Annotated in this window: 15 protein-coding genes, 1 tRNA gene and 1 pseudogene; 10 read left to right on the top strand and 7 right to left on the bottom strand. The window is 54.8% G+C overall.

Annotated features, from left to right (window positions below):
* Positions 1–6: 6 nt before the first annotated feature.
* The 3 genes from ACP154_RS03755 to ACP154_RS03745 are packed head-to-tail and all read right to left on the bottom strand — an operon-like array spanning position 7 to position 4095.
* On the bottom strand, positions 7–1173 hold the full coding sequence (locus ACP154_RS03755) for a hypothetical protein (protein WP_421856615.1): 1167 nt from the start codon (positions 1171–1173) through the stop codon (positions 7–9).
* Positions 1170–3923, bottom strand: coding sequence for a class I SAM-dependent DNA methyltransferase (locus ACP154_RS03750; protein WP_421856618.1), 2754 nt, complete (start codon positions 3921–3923; stop codon positions 1170–1172). The genes ACP154_RS03755 and ACP154_RS03750 overlap by 4 nt, the downstream gene beginning before the upstream one ends.
* Positions 3910–4095 (bottom strand): hypothetical protein, encoded by a 186-nt coding sequence (locus ACP154_RS03745; protein ID WP_421856621.1) that lies wholly within the window; start codon positions 4093–4095, stop codon positions 3910–3912. Before ACP154_RS03745 ends, ACP154_RS03750 begins: the two co-directional genes overlap by 14 nt.
* A 178-nt stretch (positions 4096–4273) precedes the next feature.
* Here ACP154_RS03745 and ACP154_RS03740 point away from each other — a divergent pair, with 178 nt between their 5' ends.
* From ACP154_RS03740 to ACP154_RS03720, 5 genes are all read left to right on the top strand, one after another.
* Positions 4274–5056, top strand: coding sequence for a DUF5131 family protein (locus ACP154_RS03740; protein ID WP_421856624.1), 783 nt, complete (start codon positions 4274–4276; stop codon positions 5054–5056).
* 19 nt (positions 5057–5075) lie between these two features.
* Positions 5076–6332, top strand: coding sequence for a three-Cys-motif partner protein TcmP (locus ACP154_RS03735; protein WP_421856627.1), 1257 nt, complete (start codon positions 5076–5078; stop codon positions 6330–6332).
* Positions 6333–6787: 455 nt separating this feature from the next.
* Positions 6788–7198, top strand: coding sequence for a hypothetical protein (locus tag ACP154_RS03730; protein ID WP_424993763.1), 411 nt, complete (start codon positions 6788–6790; stop codon positions 7196–7198).
* A gap of 120 nt (positions 7199–7318) precedes the next feature.
* Positions 7319–9400, top strand: a complete 2082-nt coding sequence (locus ACP154_RS03725) for a type IV secretory system conjugative DNA transfer family protein (protein ID WP_421856633.1) — start codon at positions 7319–7321, stop codon at positions 9398–9400.
* A gap of 133 nt (positions 9401–9533) precedes the next feature.
* Positions 9534–9734, top strand: a complete 201-nt coding sequence (locus ACP154_RS03720) for a hypothetical protein (RefSeq protein ID WP_421856636.1) — start codon at positions 9534–9536, stop codon at positions 9732–9734.
* 27 nt (positions 9735–9761) lie between these two features.
* Here ACP154_RS03720 and ACP154_RS03715 read toward each other — a convergent pair whose 3' ends face one another.
* Positions 9762–10262, bottom strand: coding sequence for an antirestriction protein ArdA (locus tag ACP154_RS03715; protein WP_421856639.1), 501 nt, complete (start codon positions 10260–10262; stop codon positions 9762–9764).
* Between the two features lie 186 nt (positions 10263–10448).
* Positions 10449–11051 (bottom strand): hypothetical protein, encoded by a 603-nt coding sequence (locus ACP154_RS03710; RefSeq protein WP_421856642.1) that lies wholly within the window; start codon positions 11049–11051, stop codon positions 10449–10451.
* Between the two features lie 245 nt (positions 11052–11296).
* On the opposite strand from ACP154_RS03710, the gene ACP154_RS03705 reads away from it, so the two are divergent.
* The gene (locus ACP154_RS03705; RefSeq protein ID WP_421856645.1) at positions 11297–11593 is read left to right on the top strand and encodes a hypothetical protein; all 297 of its coding nucleotides are present in this window, start codon (positions 11297–11299) and stop codon (positions 11591–11593) included.
* Positions 11590–12630 (top strand): annotated as a pseudogene (locus ACP154_RS03700) (recombinase family protein); the annotation flags it as partial. The gene ACP154_RS03705 and the pseudogene ACP154_RS03700, both read left to right, overlap by 4 nt.
* A gap of 493 nt (positions 12631–13123) precedes the next feature.
* On the opposite strand, the gene ACP154_RS03695 reads toward ACP154_RS03700, so the two are convergent.
* Positions 13124–13200, bottom strand: a tRNA-Arg gene (locus tag ACP154_RS03695).
* Positions 13201–13398: 198 nt separating this feature from the next.
* Here ACP154_RS03695 and ACP154_RS03690 point away from each other — a divergent pair.
* Positions 13399–13818, top strand: coding sequence for a response regulator (locus tag ACP154_RS03690; RefSeq protein ID WP_421856648.1), 420 nt, complete (start codon positions 13399–13401; stop codon positions 13816–13818).
* Positions 13819–13820: 2 nt separating this feature from the next.
* Here the strand turns inward: ACP154_RS03690 and ACP154_RS03685 are convergent, their stop codons facing one another.
* Positions 13821–14933 carry a THUMP domain-containing class I SAM-dependent RNA methyltransferase gene (locus ACP154_RS03685; protein WP_421856651.1) on the bottom strand — a complete coding sequence of 371 codons (1113 nt, stop codon included), beginning with the start codon at positions 14931–14933 and terminating at the stop codon, positions 13821–13823.
* 137 nt (positions 14934–15070) lie between these two features.
* Between ACP154_RS03685 and ACP154_RS03680 the strand changes: the two genes are divergently transcribed.
* Together ACP154_RS03680 and ACP154_RS03675 are read left to right on the top strand one after the other, a co-directional pair.
* Positions 15071–15739, top strand: a complete 669-nt coding sequence (locus tag ACP154_RS03680) for an HAD-IB family phosphatase (protein ID WP_133724142.1) — start codon at positions 15071–15073, stop codon at positions 15737–15739.
* Between the two features lie 79 nt (positions 15740–15818).
* The gene (locus ACP154_RS03675) at positions 15819–16562 is read left to right on the top strand and encodes a 2OG-Fe(II) oxygenase (RefSeq protein ID WP_421856654.1); all 744 of its coding nucleotides are present in this window, start codon (positions 15819–15821) and stop codon (positions 16560–16562) included.

Below are 16562 nucleotides of genomic sequence, written 5' to 3'. Positions count from 1 at the left end.
AATACCTCAAGTGTTTGTTTTTACGGCAGCACAACCAAGTCGCCACGCGGTCTCAATATCGTTTTCATCTGCGAGATAAAATTCGCCGCCAAGCCATTCTGCATGGCTAGCCAAATGTCGCTTCATGGCGTCCTCACCGAGCACGGCAACGGCATGGTTAGCGCATAAGGGCAAGCCCAACGACTTGCGTGTGCGATCCACCGTCCAGCGAAATGATCCGCGCGGTATCGCCTTCTGCAAGGCTTGCCGTCGTAGGTCCGGGCTCGCGGACAGGCCGATCTTGATGATTGAACGTGTCTCCCCCTGCCGTCCGAGATAGGCGGAAACATCCCCTGACAGCCTGAGTATGTAGAGATCACGCGGCAGGCTGTGTGAGCCTTGGATCACTTCATAGCCTTCGCTGGCCGCAGGCCCGGCGCGAACCAGCCCACGCTGCGGCTCTTCTTCGGATAACGTCTGCGCAGCAATAGGCTGATAAATCTCGACCTCTTCACAGGGGATCGCTCTCAGACGCGCGATGATCTGCGGATCGGTGAGAATCTCCCCCATCGCCGCAATATGGCGCGCATGACGCCCCAGATCGGGGAAAACCTCCATCGCGCTTGGCCGATATTCCGGAAGATAGCTGAAGGCGCGCAGCGCGCGGTTCGAATGACGCCATTTAGCCGGTTCCCGACCGTGGTGGATGGGATGGGTGAATTCATTACGGTCGCCAGTGTCGTGACTGACAAGGTAGAAGCCCGCAATCTTGCCTTTTAGATCAGGGTCCGTGTCGGTCTGATTGCTGGTCACATAACAAACCGTGATGAAGGGGTTGGATAGCTGCGCCATCAGATTGGCACGGCGCGTTAAGCCGCGATCGCCCGACCAACCAACCGTGCCCCAGGTTTCCGGACTCCATCCCCAGAAAGAAGTGAACAAGACCGAGGTGGCATCGGTCCAGACCTCACTCACATCGGCTCGGCCACGCGCGACGGTCTGGAAATGCGCCTCGAAGGCGTGGACGCTGCCATAGGTTTCGACGACGCGTGTCTGAACCTTGCGCATCATGTCTTGGCCGCGCTCTGGCCACTGGTGGTAGGCGAACATGGCGGTGAAGTCACCGAAGATGCGCTGAGCAATGTCGGATATGACTTTGGCATCACCGCCGGGGCTGTAGGGTCGATCGCTCATGCCGCCCCCTTGGTTCTAGTCATTTTGGTGTAAAGCTCGAACAGCTTTTCGAGCCTCTCAGTGTCATTCTTGAAACGACGCCCAATGTAGATGCGTTCAAGGACTTCATCGTTACGCTCATGCGCAGCACGCAGATCGGCGGGCATTCTCTCGGGGTCGTAGAGATCGGCGATAGTAGCGGGCCAGTGAGCTTCACGAGCCAACAAAATGTCCTCTACGCTTTGTGTTAAGTCGGCTTGGTTCTTTTCTGTCAGTTTGGGAAGCGGAAACGCATTCCATCCCAATGTGTTTGAGTAACGAAAATCTGTTTTTATCTTTCCGCATACTGTTGCGATCCAAATGAGGTGCAATCTGGAACCGATAATCGCCATGTTCCAGTAGGGAGCATCATAGATCGCGAGCGCACTGTCGGAGACAATGGCCTCCTTTGGGAGAAGCCCGAAAGGAAGATATTCTCGTCTTTCAGAAGTATGGCGCGGAATAATTATTGAATGCCGTTGCGCTACATCCTGTATTTGACGAAATTTGTGAGGGTATTGCGCGTAGGGGCGTGTGGTTGCGGCCTTTGCATTAAGTCGGAATTCTCGAACACCATCTAAGAGTTTTTTGATCGGTTCAATTGCTTGGACAGCATCAGCTTGGTTGTCTTCTATCCATAGGCAATAGCGCAAACTACCCTGAATAAAGTCTCTTGATCCGCTATATTGCCGTACGAATTTTGATGCGCTTGGATGCTCCCTACAAAGTTGTCGCGCATTTTCTGGCTCGAGAACTAGAAACCCACCATCTGAGGGCATATTGCCTTTGTACATCAAGCCCAATCCCTTCGGTGGTTTGGAGACTCCATTTACAACGATATTTGAACCCGCGACCAAATATGGGTTTATACCTGAAACGTCGCGCCGGACGGTCTCTCCAGAGCCGTTCACTGTGTAGAGCGTCGAGTTAGTTCCTCTGTTCGACGTACAGCCTACTATAACAACGGTAACTCCAGCGTTGTGTGCAGCGAGGTTTGACCACTTGAATGAAGAGTGTGCGAAAAAAATACGAATGCCACGATTGAGCAGTAGTGGCCAGATTAGAGGCACCTGTTGCCCTTGGCATATTGAATTTGTACTGACAAAGGCAAATTCACTACGGCAGGATTCCAAGAAAATGGCCGCCTTAAAGAACCACCCAGCAATGTAATCTAGGTTTTTCCAGGAACCAACATGACTAGAGAATAAACACTCTAAGTCGGATTTTTGATCAATTGTTTGAATGCTGCTGCCAATGTATGGCGGATTTCCACAAATGTAAGTCTCGCCGCCCTCGTTGTCGAAATCGATCTCGGCTTGATCCAGTGGCGTTTCAAACAGGTCATCCGATGAAATTTTCACACCTGTCCCTGTGGGAGGACAGATGCTCAGCCAATCCAGACGAAGCGCGTTGCCGCAGGTGATCCAGTTCATTGCGTTCAACGGTAGGAATTCTTTCAAAGCTTCCTGTTGTCCGCGATGAAGAACGTCACATTGGAACTCAGCGATGATGAGTGCGAGGCGCGCAATCTCTGCCGAGAAGTCTCGTAGTTCGATGCCACGAAAATTGGTAAGCGGGATATCTGTCCGGCGCTCTTTCTCTCCGCGCCGCTTGTTGATTTCGGCCTCTATCGCACGCATTTCCTTGTACGCAATCACAAGGAAATTGCCTGAGCCACATGCTGGATCGAAGACGCGAATTTTCGCCATTCGGTTTCGAAGATTCAGAAGCTTGCGTGAGTTGTCGCCTGCCTCCTCCAACTTCTCGCGCAAATCATCCAGAAAAAGCGGATTCAGCACCTTCAGGATGTTGGGCACGCTCGTGTAGTGCATGCCCAAAGCACCGCGTTCTTCATCATCCGCGACCGCCTGGATCATTGAACCGAAAATGTCAGGATTGATTTTCTTCCAATCGAGACTGCCGATATGGAAGAGATAGCGCTGTGCGATACGGCTGAAGCGCGGAACATCTGTCGAGCCAGAAAAGAGGCCGCCATTCACATAGGGGAATTTGTCGGCCCAGCGTGGAATTTTGGCGTTGGCGCGTTCCTCAAACTTCGTGTTCATCGAACGGAACAGCTCGCCAATAACCTCATGCGTGTTTGAAGAATCGCGTTCGCTCATTTGCTCAATCGTGGCGGTGAAAAGGTTCTCACCATCGAAGATGTCGGTGTCTTCCGCAAAGAAACAGAAGATCAACCGCGCCATGAAGTGATTCATGTCGTGTCGGCGTTCTTCCGTCCCCCATTCAGGATTGTCTTTCAAAAGCTCGACATAGAGCCGGTTCAGACGACTGGTCGCCTTTATGTCGAAGGCGTTTTCACGGATTTGCTTGACGGTCGAGATACCCGCCAGCGAGAGAAAGAAGCCAAAATGATCGGGGAAGTCTTTGTAGGCACAAGCGACCGTCTCGCCGCCAATCAGGTCTTCCGCCTCGAACTCGTTTCCATCAGTCGCGAGCACATACTTGGCTTTGGCCTTTGTCGTCGCAGGGCTTTCCTTCAACGCGCGAAGCGTCTCCGTCACCGTGCCAGGATTGCAGACTTTGATATGGATGTTGTTGGTTTGAAGAACGCCGCCCTGATCTGATTTGTTCGATGCACCAGATCGAAGCTTCTTGATTGTGGTGGCCTTGTTGCCAAACGCCTCAAGGAACGCGAACGGGAACTCCTGCGGCTCAAAAGGCTGCTCAGCTAGCTCCGAAATAGCTTCTTCAATTTCAACTGCGTTCACGGTCGGACGTATCCTTGTTGTCTTGTTCTGCGTCGTGATCCCGGATGTGAGCACGCATGTAATCCCGAAGGACTTGCGCCGCTGGGCGATCCTGCGCGCGACAGACTTCTATGAATTTTTCACGGAGGTCTCGTTCCACGCGGATACGGAAACCGGAATCTTTTCCCGACATCTAAAAAGTGTATCCATTGTGATCACGATTGTGAAGCAGAAACTCAACCTTGCATAGCGTCAACGATCGGACACCCACGGCGGAACGTAAAACGAACAATTATTGATTAACAATAATTTCTCATGTATTAAGGTTAACGAGATAATTGTCACTGCGTGTAGCAGGCGGAGCAAGTTGTATGGCTGAAAGTCAAATTGAATGGACAGACTCAACGTGGAACCCAGTTGCTGGTTGCTCGATCATGTCTAGCGGATGCACAAATTGCTATGCGATGCAGATGGCGTGGCGACTTGAGGCGATGGGCGTTGAAAAATACTCGGGGCTGACCCGGAAAAGCGGGAAGCGCTCGATATGGACAGGTGTCGTGCGAGAAGACCGAAGTGCGTTGGAGATTCCTAAGCGCTGGCGAAAGCCGCGCAAAGTGTTCGTCAATTCCATGAGCGATCTGTTTCATGACGAAGTAAGCGACGCATTCATAGCAGATGTGTGGGAAGTAATGCGTCAAACCCCACAACATAGCTATCAAATTCTCACAAAGCGGCCGGACCGAATGGCCCGTATTCTTAATGACAATATTGAAGATGTTCTCCCGAATGTATGGCTCGGTACTAGCGTCGAAAACGCAACTGTGGCCGACCGCATAGACGCCCTCCGGCTCACACCCGCTGCAATCAGGTTCATCTCGTTTGAACCGCTGATTGGCTCCGTAGGTGACATCAATCTTCGCGATATTCATTGGGCGATTGTGGGCGGTGAGAGCGGACATGCTGCTCGACCTATCCGGGAGGAGTGGATCGATGAGATCCATAATTTGTGCCGGAAATACGGGACGGCTTTCTTCTTCAAACAATGGGGTACTTGGGGAGCGGATAACAAGAAGCGCTCTAAGAAAGCAAACGGACGACAGTATCGCGGCAAGACCTGGGATGAAATGCCAACGGTCGTCGCTGCTACGATGTAAACAAACTAGAGGCAGCGCGGTGGCGAAAAAAGAATACGATTGGGAAGGTGGTGCGGAGCTTAAAGACCACTCCAAAAAGAAGCATAAAGTGCTCAAGGAATATATCGCCGAATATATGAATGTGCGCTGTAGGTTACCGCAACAAAGTCGATTTCGCTTGGCTGTCGTGGATGGTTTCGCTGGAGCGGGACGCTACAACAACGGCGAAGCAGGTTCGCCGATAATTTTATTGGAAACCATACGGGACGCAGCGATCGAGATTGCAATTAGGCGAGGCGTTGAGAACATGGCGCCCATCGAAATTGATTTACTGCTCGTACTCAATGACGCAGACACCGGCGCTATCGAGCAATGCCGTGAAAATTTGGCGCCTATACTCGCCGCCATACCTGACAGCGCGGCTCAGTTGAACGTTGAAACGCTTATACTTTCTCAAGCATTTGAGGAAGTATACCCTCAGATAAAGTGCGAAATCGCAAGCCGTGGCTTTAAGAGCAACGTGATCTTCAACTTGGACCAATATGGCGTTTCACAAGTTTCGTTTGACACGCTACGTGACATCCTAAGTAGTCACCCGTCAGCAGAGATTTTTCTCACTTTCGCGATCAACACGTTGGTCGCGTATTTGCCCAAACACGATATCGAGATGTTGAGAGCAAGACTCTTACCGTTCGGCGTGGACGTTTCTGCTTTGACTGATCCTGAAGCTGTGCTTAGCAGAGATGAATGGCTAGGGGCAGCAGAACGCTTAGTCTTTCAGGCGTTACTTGGCGTCAGCCCGTACACTAGTCCGTTTTCAATACACAACCCACAAGGTTGGCGTTATTGGATGGTCCACTTCGCAAACAATTATCGTGCGCGCCAAGTCTACAACGATATTCTCCATCAAAATGCGAGTTCTCAAGCGCACTATGGTCGGTCGGGATTGCGCATGCTTTCTTACAACCCCGATCATAACGAAGGTGCGCTATATCTGTTTGGTGAAGAGGACCGCGCGCGGGCTAAAGCCGAGCTTTATGACGATATCCCACGCACGGTCGCGAACTACGGTGATGCGTTGGAAGTGGGCGAATTTTATGAGCGCATTTACAATGAGACGCCCTCGCATTCTGACGACATTCATTCGATGATGATCGAAAATGAGGATATCCAGATAATTACGCCTGGTGGGGGCGAGCGACGTGTACCAAACACGATTTCTCGAAACGATATGATTTTGCTGAAACCGCAAAAGTCCTTTTTCAGTCTATTGTTTCCTGGCGGCAAGAAAAGCTAAGTCGGCCCTTCGTTCACATACATTAGATGGGTTTATATGTTTGTAGGCAAATGCCTGACCGGCATCCAATCGGCGCACGGTTGGTCTCGATGAAGTCGTCTCCATGACATGGCCATGGGGGTATCGGGGGAGCTTGGAGGCTCCCTTGATCTGCGATCGAACGGCAGGCTGTTCGGACATGGGGAGGTGTTGGAGGGGAGAGGTCATTCTCCGCCTCTGACGAGGGATCAATCGGCGATACGATTGGATGGTGCTGGGTAGGTTCAATACCTGGTCAGCGCCAAGGCTTGGGGTATCCAACAGGGGGCGCAGCAGCCCCTTTGGCAAGGTCGGCGTTGTAGTACAACGCACACCTTGCGCGTCAAAAAACGCGTCCAAATCAGGTAAAAACCGCGAAACACCCGGCTTTACTGCACTTTTGACGATTTCCGTGCTACGTCGATTCCCATCGAGACGTGGAGTGCGATGTGTCTGATAGCTGGGATGAGAAACACGCCCGGAACAAAGGAGCGGCGAAAAATGCCTTCGAAGAGAAGGCTTCGGACACTCCAAAAGAGGAGCCGTCGAGCGACCTTTTGAAAGCGCTCGAAGGGCTGAATGACCGGCGATCGGGTGTCCCAGACCGCCGGAACTCTGATGTTCACCGCATCGCACAAGAGCTGGATGACGAGGCTCAGCAGGAAGAGGAAGCCGAACTTCCCGAACTGGAAAAGCCGCGTCCCAGACCACCTTCGTTGAGCCTGGGCGGTGAAACTATCCGGCCAGCCCCAAAATATGCCGCGCCTGAACGCGATAAAGCTGCACGCGATCGTATGCGGACTCTTTTGCAACGCGGCAAAGAGCAAGATCGAGAACGCGACCGTTAGCGAAAAAATCTGCGGGCATTGGCCGCTAATTTCGCAAAACGGGCGATTGGCTTAACTTTCGATAATAAACGGCACTCACACACGTTGACAGTTTTTCAACGTAAGAGGAGTGCCCAAACGATGGACCCAATAGTTTCTTGGTTCCGTGCCCTATGGGACGGCATACACGGTCTTATCGATCCAGAACGAGCGAAACAGCTTCGCGCAAAAAGAGCGACGGAAGCGTATCTTCGGAGCAAGCCAGGATCAAAAACATCTCCTGAACCGAAGGCTAAGGCAGAAGCCAAACCATTTCTCAAATGGCTCGGCTGGGGCGCGCTCGCTGTCTTCGGTGTGGCCGTCACCGTGGCCGTCGTGAGCTTTGGTCTCAGCGGCGAAGAAAGCGGCGGCAATCAAATCCAATATGATGCCTATGGCATGCCAGTCGGCGGCGGTGATCTTGACGCTGCCATGAACCCAATGCGCGGCCTCACCTTAAGCAGCCTCATGGGCGGATTTGTGCTCGGGGTTGGATTGGTCGCAATCCTCGCCTTTTGGCGTTGGGTTGTTCACAAACATGGATGGGTCGCGCTCGTTGTTCTGTGCGCGTTGCTCGTGCTCATTGGAGACACAAGCGATTCTGCATCGACAACATCCATGGCGTCGATGCTGGCCTTTATCACTGGCTTTAGTGCGGGCATTGCCCTGGCGGCGAAGTTTCTTCTCGTCATCAGACCGCCTACGGAAATACCGGACATCTTCGGCTCCTCACGGTGGGCGACGTTCGATGACATCACAGATGCCGATCTGATTGGCTCAATGGACAAGGGAGACGGTCTTTTCCTCGGCAAAGAGCAAGAGAAAGGCGTCCCGCTCGTCTATCGAGGTGACATGCACGCTTTGACGGTCGCGCCAACGCGAACGGGTAAAGGTGCTGCCGCCATCATTCCGAACCTTCTCCGGTCAAAAAGCTCAATTCTCGTCATTGATCCCAAAGGAGAGAATGCGCGGCGTACGGCAGCAAAGCGTGCTGCGATGGGTCACAATATCAAGATTGTAGACCCGTGGGGCATCGCTCAAGAAGCCGATAAATTTGGTCCTGGGACCGATGCGGGCTTCTATGCCCATTTCAATCCTTTGGACGCTCTTCGCGCAGATGATCCAGACCTTGGATCGGACGCGATGCAACTCGCGGACGCGCTCGTTGTCTCAACTGACAAAGAGCCCTTTTGGAGCGACGAGGCCAAAGCACTGATTGCTGGTTTCATCCTCTACGTCGTCGTTGCTCCCGAAGAAGAGGGGAACCGAACGCTTGGCCGAGTCCGGGATATCCTGTCGCTGCCTCCGGCTGCGGATACAGAAGATGAGAATCTTCCTGGCACAATGGATGAGATTTTGATGCGGATGGCGGTCTCGCCTCATCCGCTGGTGAGCGCCGCCGCTTTCCGCATTGCTCAGAAGGCGGAGAAGGAACGCTCTGGTGTGATCTCCTCGGCGCAATCGAACACGCATTTTCTCGATAGCCCGAAAATCCGTGACAGCCTGGCCAAGTCAGACCTCAAGTTCTCCGATCTTAAAACTGCTGATGTGCCAACGACGATTTATCTGGTGCTGCCTTTGGATCGTCTCTCTACGTTCAATCGCTGGCTTCGGTTGATGATCTCAAGCGCCATGATCGATCTGACACGCACCCCTGCAAAAGAGGACGCTGAGCCGGTGCGCGTGATTTTGGATGAGTTTGCAGCCCTCGAAAGGCTGAAGATTATTGAGACAGCCTTCGGGACGATGGCGGGCCTTGGCGTACAGCTTTGGGCGGTTACGCAAGACCTCTCCCAGCTCATGCGCCTGTACGGCGATAAGGGCTGGCAGACATTCGTCAGCAATGCGGGCGTGTTTCAGTATTTTGGAAGCCGCGACTATGAGACGGCGAAATACGCCGAACACTTGACCGGCATGACGACGATGAAAAAGCGTTCCATCAGCTTCGGATCGTCCTCATCGGCAACCACGTCTTACCCGAGTAGCTCGTCCACTACGGGCCATTCGAAAACTATCTCGTATGACGATGTACAGCGTCCGCTGGCATATGCAGATGAGATGATGACGCTTCACCGCGATTTGCAGATTCTCTTCGTGGAGAACAACTATCCAATCATCGCTCGAAAACACTGGTGGTTTCGTCAAGCGAAGGCCAGCAAGCCTTTGAGCCCTTGGGACTCATAGCATCGCAGCCTTTACGGATATGCGGCGCTGAACCGAACCGATCGACACCCATTGCCTGAAAATTGTGTGGCGGGACAGGCGAGGTGCTCGAACGGTTCGGTCGCCGCAATTATAAACGTAAAGGAGCGACGCGATGTCTCTTCAAATCATTTCAAAGGCGGAAGCTGCCCGCATGCCGATAGCGCAGCTTCGAGCGCTGCATCAATTGCTCTCTGAAGAGCTGGCAAATAGCGAATGCGGTTCACAGCTTGCTCAAGCGATTGCGCATAATCTGCATATCGTCATGAACGAGCTAGCGGGTCGAAATCGGCTCAGCCGTCTGCCACGGCTTTAACTGCTCTCTCGAATTGGGTCGCCCAGCTTATAGCTGGACGATCCATTGACGATTGCCGAGTTCGAGTTCGGTAACTTCACCGCCCAGGCGCATGTCGCGGGCAAAGGCCTCGACATCGAAATAGTAGCGCAGGCTTTCCGGTAGCAGGTCAAGAAGCCCGGTGCTCTCGACGTAATCCTCAGCGTATTCGAGAAGCGTGCCTTCAAAGAGCATCACTTCGTCCAGGCGGTCGATGATCTCTTCTGCCGCGATACATTCGTATCCAGCGAGGTATACGGCGCGCGCGGCCTCATCTTCGTCGAGGTCTTCAAATTGATCGAACCACAACGGCAGATTTGCTTGGTTCACGCCGATCGCTTTGAACAGCTCGTAATTGTCGCCGTCAATGAACTGAATCTCATATTCTTCGACGGGATCGCCGTACTCATTGCGATGTCGCGATGCTCGCTCGCGGTACTCATCGAGCGTTTCGAAATAGAAACCCGTCGCTGAAATGTCGTAGGGCGTAGCATGGTAAATGTTGGGCATATTGTCCTCCTTTGCTTTGAACGCAGGAGGCTCGGGCGACTGGAATAAAGGCACGCTGCAACTGCCTTCACGGTCACTGGTGCGGAAGGTCGGTTGCAGTGGGCCTGCCAGTCGCCACGGATGCGGTTATCTCAAAGCGGAGGACGGTTTTGCCCAGGCTCGGATGCCTCGGCTGACAGGAGGCGTTCAGGCTTTTCGTAGCGTTTGCTTACATGCCTCGAACATCATCGTCATATGATTGCGCCGGGTCGAACCCAATCGCTTCATAGCTTCATCGTCTTTGAGGGCACGGTCGAGTTCAATGTCGCGGAAACGGTCATAGACCAATGCCGTAAGAAACACCGATTTGAAGCTTCCTGTAGGAAGGCCACGTTGCTCTGTTCTGAGATGCCGAAGTGTGCGGAGCAACATGGGGCGCGGCTGGACGAGTGGCAGAAACTCGCACGCTGAACAAAGGCGTCTGTTGCCGAGAAGGGCTGTTCCTGGACCATCGACGCTTTCGAACGACTCTCTGATTTCAGACGGACAGTCGAATATGCAAGTGTGAAGGCGCTGCCAAAGCGGATCGTCATCGTCAGGCCAGCCAGACGGAAGGCCGATTAGATGGAATAGCGTGTCAGAGCGAGCAATCATATCGCGCAGCTTGCGCATGGTTTCAGCGGCTGATCGCTCGGAAATACCAGCATTCTCACTGGCAATCGGCACAGAAAAGTTTGAGCAAACCGCCCAAAGGAGCGCTTCGACCTGTTCATTGCTTAGTTTTGAGCGGGCGATGTAACGGTTTGCCATAGAAAATATTATTTAATCTCAGAGCGTTAACCGACTCTTCTTCCTCTGATCGGGACAGGTAATTGTCGCATCGCAATAAGCACCGCATTTTGAGTTCGAACATTGCGAAACGGTGCTTTTATGCCGGATAAGTTATGCACAAAAAGGGCTGAAAGCCTTGAAAATGCTGGACTTTTTAATCCTTATACGGCATAATAAAAATAGAGCCCCCTTCGCGTGCGTGAGACACAAGAAAGGAGTTCAGGATGCCAGACGATCAAAAGAACATCCTGCAATCGTCAACCGTTGACGGTTTTAATCAGGAGGCTCGCAAGGTTCGTTTCGATCCTGAAGCGTACGCTCGCCACATTGCACAACTCGACCTCACCGAGACGCAGAAGCTAACGCTCATGCGAACTGTTTGGGACCTGATGGTTCTGTTCGTAGACGCTGGCTTCGGTATCGATGGGCCGACTCTGGCAATGGCTGATAAAGAAAACCAAGAGGCTGAACGCGAGGACAAACCTCGAAAGCAGCTCGAAACGCCGGAGAGCACACCATGATGAATCTAACGAACAAGAAAAGCGAAACCGGCGGAATCGCAGTGATCTACTGCCGTGTGTCGAACGTCAAACAGACGACGCGCGGCGATGGCCTTGGAAGCCAAGAAACACGCTGCCGGGAATATGCTGGCTACAAGGGCTATCGCGTAGAGCAAGTCTTCACAGATGATATGAGCGGCGGCGTAGCTGATCGTCCTGGCATGATGGAGATGCTGGACTGGCTCAAAGAACACCATGCAGAAAATCCGGTTGTCATCATCGATGATGTGTCGCGTCTCGCACGGGGGCTGGACGCGCATATTCGATTGAGAACGGCAATCGGTGGCGCGGGAGGCCGGTTGGAAAGCCCATCGATCGAATTTGGGGAGGACTCAGATTCGGTACTGGTGGAAAACCTTCTGGCCTCGGTGTCGCAACACCAAAGACAAAAGAACGCAGAGCAAACCACGAACCGCATGCGCGCTCGGGCCATGAACGGTTACTGGGTATTTGCCGCGCCTAAAGGCTATCGCTTCGAGCGCTCCAACGAAGGCAAGGTTTTGGTTCGCGATGAGCCTCTCGCCTCAATCGTTCAAGAAGCTCTTGAAGGGTTTGCATCTGGCCGTTTCGGCACGCAAGCGGAGGTGAAGCGCTATCTCGAAGCCCAGCCTCTTTTCCCAAAGGATTTGCCGGGCGGATTTATGCGCAACCAGCGTGTGAACGATCTACTCACTCAGCCGCTTTATGCCGGTCTGATCTCAATTCCGAAGTGGGGAATTGCGATGCGTGAAGGCCGTCATGATGGATTGGTCTCTGTCTCGACCTTCGAGAGAATTCAAAAGCGCCTGGCGAACCCTGACCGACAAATTATCCGCAAAGACATGCGCGAAGACTTTCCGCTACGCGGGGCTGCGCTGTGCGGAGATTGCGATCACCCTCTGACGGCGGCGTGGTCCACGAGCAAGACCGGAACAAAGCATCCGTACTATCTCTGCTATAACCGTGACTGCGAGAGCCACAGAAAGTCTATCAGACGCGATGCGATCGAAGGGGAGGTCGAAGCGGCGCTCGCAAGCGTTACGCCCGCCAAGAGCCTTTTTGAGCTTGCCAGAGCAATGCTGAAAGACCTCTGGGATGGTCGTGTTGATCAAGAACAATCACGGGCGAAAGAAGCTCAAGCGCGTATCAAGGAACTCGACAAGAAGATCGATCAACTCCTCGACAGGATCGTTGATTCTAACTCTTCACGCGTGATCGCGGCATACGAAGCCAAGATCGAAGGATTCGAAAAAGATAAGCTACTACTTCGGGAACAGACGAACCGAGTAGGCCAAAAACCGCACACCTTCGAGGAGATGTTCGAACTCGCCTGCCAATTCCTCGCAAACCCTTATGAAATATGGACAAATGGCACTTTAGCGGTGCGCAAATTGGTGCTGAAAATGGTGTTTCCAGCCGGTGTTACCTATGATCGGGAAAATGGACTTCGAACCCCAGATTTAGCCTTACCGTTCAAGGTGTTAGGCGGTCTCGAAGGTGGTGATTGTAAAATGGCGCACCCATCAGGATTCGAACCTGAGACCTCTGCCTTCGGAGGGCAGCGCTCTATCCAGCTGAGCTATGGGTGCGAACGCGATCAGTGTGTAGCTTGCTATGGGCTCAAGTTCAATCGCGACTGCGCAGCACGTGTGGCGTTTGAGTGAGCCCGTCAACTGAATCCAATTTGTATATATTAATCAATTGTTGACATAGGTAAAACTGTGTGCACGGAATACGTGTATTGTCCTCGTTAACGCGTTGTGTGTCAGGAAGCAGGGGTGATGTTGATGTCTTTCACGCCTCGAGTCCTGCTTGTGGAGGATGACCCACAGGATTCTTTTCTTGTGCATCGGCACCTGTCGGATCTGCCCTATGGCGGTGAGGTTGTGTCCGTCACCCGCATTCAGGAGGCGCAAGCCCGTCTCAATGCCGCTGCGGACATCGCCTGTGTTCTGGTGGATCTCAAACTGACGGACGGCTCCGGCGCGACGCTGATCGAGTGGATGATGGAGCAGGACGCCCTTAAAGACATTCCGGTCATCGTCCTCAGCGGCGACCGGTCCGAGCACCCGGAGCTGGACACGTATTCAAACGTGGCGTGCCTGATCCAGAAACCGTCTTCCATCAACGGCTATGAAGCCTTGGCGCAGGCGCTGCATCCTATCGTCTCGAGCGCGCTGGCGCGCTCCGTTTACGCGGCGCAATAACCCTATTTCAGCACACCTGTCGCGTAGATCCGGATCTTCAGGCCCCCGTGATCAATGGGCGCGCTAATCGTGTCAAAAGCGAGCCCCGTGGCCTTGGCCATTTTGTCGTCCGTCGTGATCAGCGCCGCCCGCCAGCCGCTGAATCGCTCGCGCATGACCTCGCCAAACGTTTTGTACGCGCCGAACACCGCTGTTTTGTCGCCGATCCGGGCGCCATAGGGCGGGTTGGTCACCACCCAGCCTGGCGCGCCATCCGGGCGGGCCAGGTCCTTGAGCGCCCCTTCAGCGAACTGGGTGAAGGCTGAGACCTCAGCGCGCTCGGCGTTCTCGCGGCTCATGCGGATGGCGCCGGGATCCCGGTCAAATCCCAAACAGACCGCTTGGGAACGGGCGTGGGGCGGCTGGTTGCGCAGGGCCATGAAGGCGTTGCGGTCAAAATTGGCCAGGCGTTCGAACGCGAAGCTGCGTGCGCGGCCTGGCGCCAGACCTGCCGCCAGTTGAGCGGCCTCGATGACGAACGTCCCCGATCCACACATGGGGTCGAGCAGCGGCGCACGCCCGTCATATCCAATTTCACGCAGCACCAAGGCGGCAAGGGTTTCGCGCAAAGGGGCTTTCGCCACGGCTTGTTTATAGCCGCGCTTGTGCAGCGGCTCCCCGGAGGTGTCCAGGCTGAGCGTGACGACGTCATGATCGATCCGGACACGCACGGTGATTTCAGCGTCGTCTCTGATTTCGGCCAGCGCCGTGCGGGCGATGGCGTCGCTCACACGCTCTTCGGCGGCGCCGTTATGATAGATGCGCGACTTGCGACAGGTCGCCTCCACCTTCACCGGTGTTCCAGGGTGAAAGAGGGTTTGCCAGGGCGTTTGCCGGGCATGCTGCCCAAGCGAGTTGAGGTGCTGGGTCTTGAACTGATCCACGACCGCAAGAACGCGGGTGGCGCCCCGGATCTGAAGATTGGCGCGCCAGACATCGCTCCACCCGCCCTTGATCGTGACGCCGCCTTGTCCGGGGCGGCATTTGGCGAAGCCGTTTTCCGCCAGCTCGCTGGCGAGGGCGGTTTCTAGGCCTGGAGGGCAGGTGAGGAAGATGTCAAAGCGTTGTTGTGTCATGATGGAGCTTCATAGGCCATGTCCGGGCCCGATGCGACGAGATTGCGCCGTGTGCGTCCAACGCTATGTTGCAAATCCCTGTAGCCAAGGCTGTCCCAGGTGACGTACATGCACGGCCCAGCAAGCATGAGGACCTGATGAGTCGGCTAATCGTCTTTGATGTGGATTCCACACTTTTGAAAGTCGAGAGCCTCGACTTTGCGGTCGAGCATGCTTTGGCTCAGGCCCCCGATGGGGGCGAGCGGACCGCGCGCCTGAAGGCGCTGACCGATCAGGGCATGTCCGGCAAGCTTGATTTCCGGCGCTCGCTTGAAGAACGTCTGGCCATCGCCGGGCTGACCCGAACCGCTGTCGAGACGGCGCGGGAAATCCTGCGCAGTCAGCTGACCGATGGCATGGCCGACCTGATCGAGCGTTTGCGGTCTCGCGGCAATGACGTGGCGGCGGTCTCGGGCGGGTTCCAGGACCTGATCGAGCCGGCTTTGATCGATCTGGGCTTTGACAAGGGCGAGATGCGCGCCAATCGCTTTGTCTTTGACGGCGATGCAGTGACGGGTTTTGATCGGCAGAATCCGCTCTCGCGGTCGGGGGGCAAGGCGCCGGTCGTGGCGTCGCTCAAGACTCTGACCGGCAAGCCGCTGGCGATCATGATCGGCGACGGCATGACCGATTATGAAGCGTTCGAGAAGGGCGCGGCGGACAGTTTCATTGGATTTGGCGGCGTGACGGCGCGCGCGCCGGTGCGGGCCAAGGCGCCCGCTTTTGCCGACAGCGTCGATGATTTGCGCACGATGATTTTGGGCTGACGCTGGACCAGAGCGAATTGTCTTGCCAAACCAGTGCGCCGGGTTCAAAAGCGCGCACCTTTTGGTTGGAGACGCTTTCGTGGACCTGGATGTCTGCCCGCAGCCGTTCTTTTCTGACAATCTGACCGCCTCCCTGATCGCGGATCTTGAGGCGCGTGGCTGGGCCCATGCGCCCGGCGCGCTTGATCCAGAGCTGGTCGCAGCCTTGCGATCAGAAGCCGAAGACCTCGAGCAGGCGGGCGAGACCCATATGGGCCGGGTCGGGCGGGCGCAGAACGAGACCCGCGCGCTGTCCATCCGAAAGACCCGCATCGCCTGGCTCGACGGCGCGAGCCCGGCCCAACAGCGGTTCATGGCCGGCGCTGACGCCCTGCGTATCGCGATGAACCGGCGATTGTTTTTGGGTCTGTTCGAATTCGAGGCCCATTTCGCGGTCTATCCGCCCGGCGGCTTCTATGCCCGGCATATGGACGCCTTCACCCTGCCTACCGCCAGCGCGGGCGCCTTCACAGGGCGTCGGGCCGAACGCGCGCGCGTTGTGTCCATGGTGGCCTATCTCAACGCGGATTGGTCCCACGCTGATGGCGGCCAGCTTGCCCTGTGGGAGAGCGCGTCTCTGGGAAAAGGTGGGCGACCGGATATGAGCCAGTTGGACGACGTTCCGCCCGTCGCCGAACTTAAGCCTGAAGGCGGCGGTCTGGTGTTGATGCTGTCAGAAGCCATCCCGCACGAAGTCCGCCTGTCGCACGCGACCCGCTACGCGATTCCGGGGTGGTTCCGCGTCAACACCAGCGTCGGCGGCGCGCTCGACCCGGTGCGTTAG

It is taken from the genome of Oceanicaulis sp., from assembly GCF_965249665.1.
GTDB lineage: Bacteria > Pseudomonadota > Alphaproteobacteria > Caulobacterales > Maricaulaceae > Oceanicaulis.
This window is presented reverse-complemented; position numbering and strand designations above follow the sequence as displayed.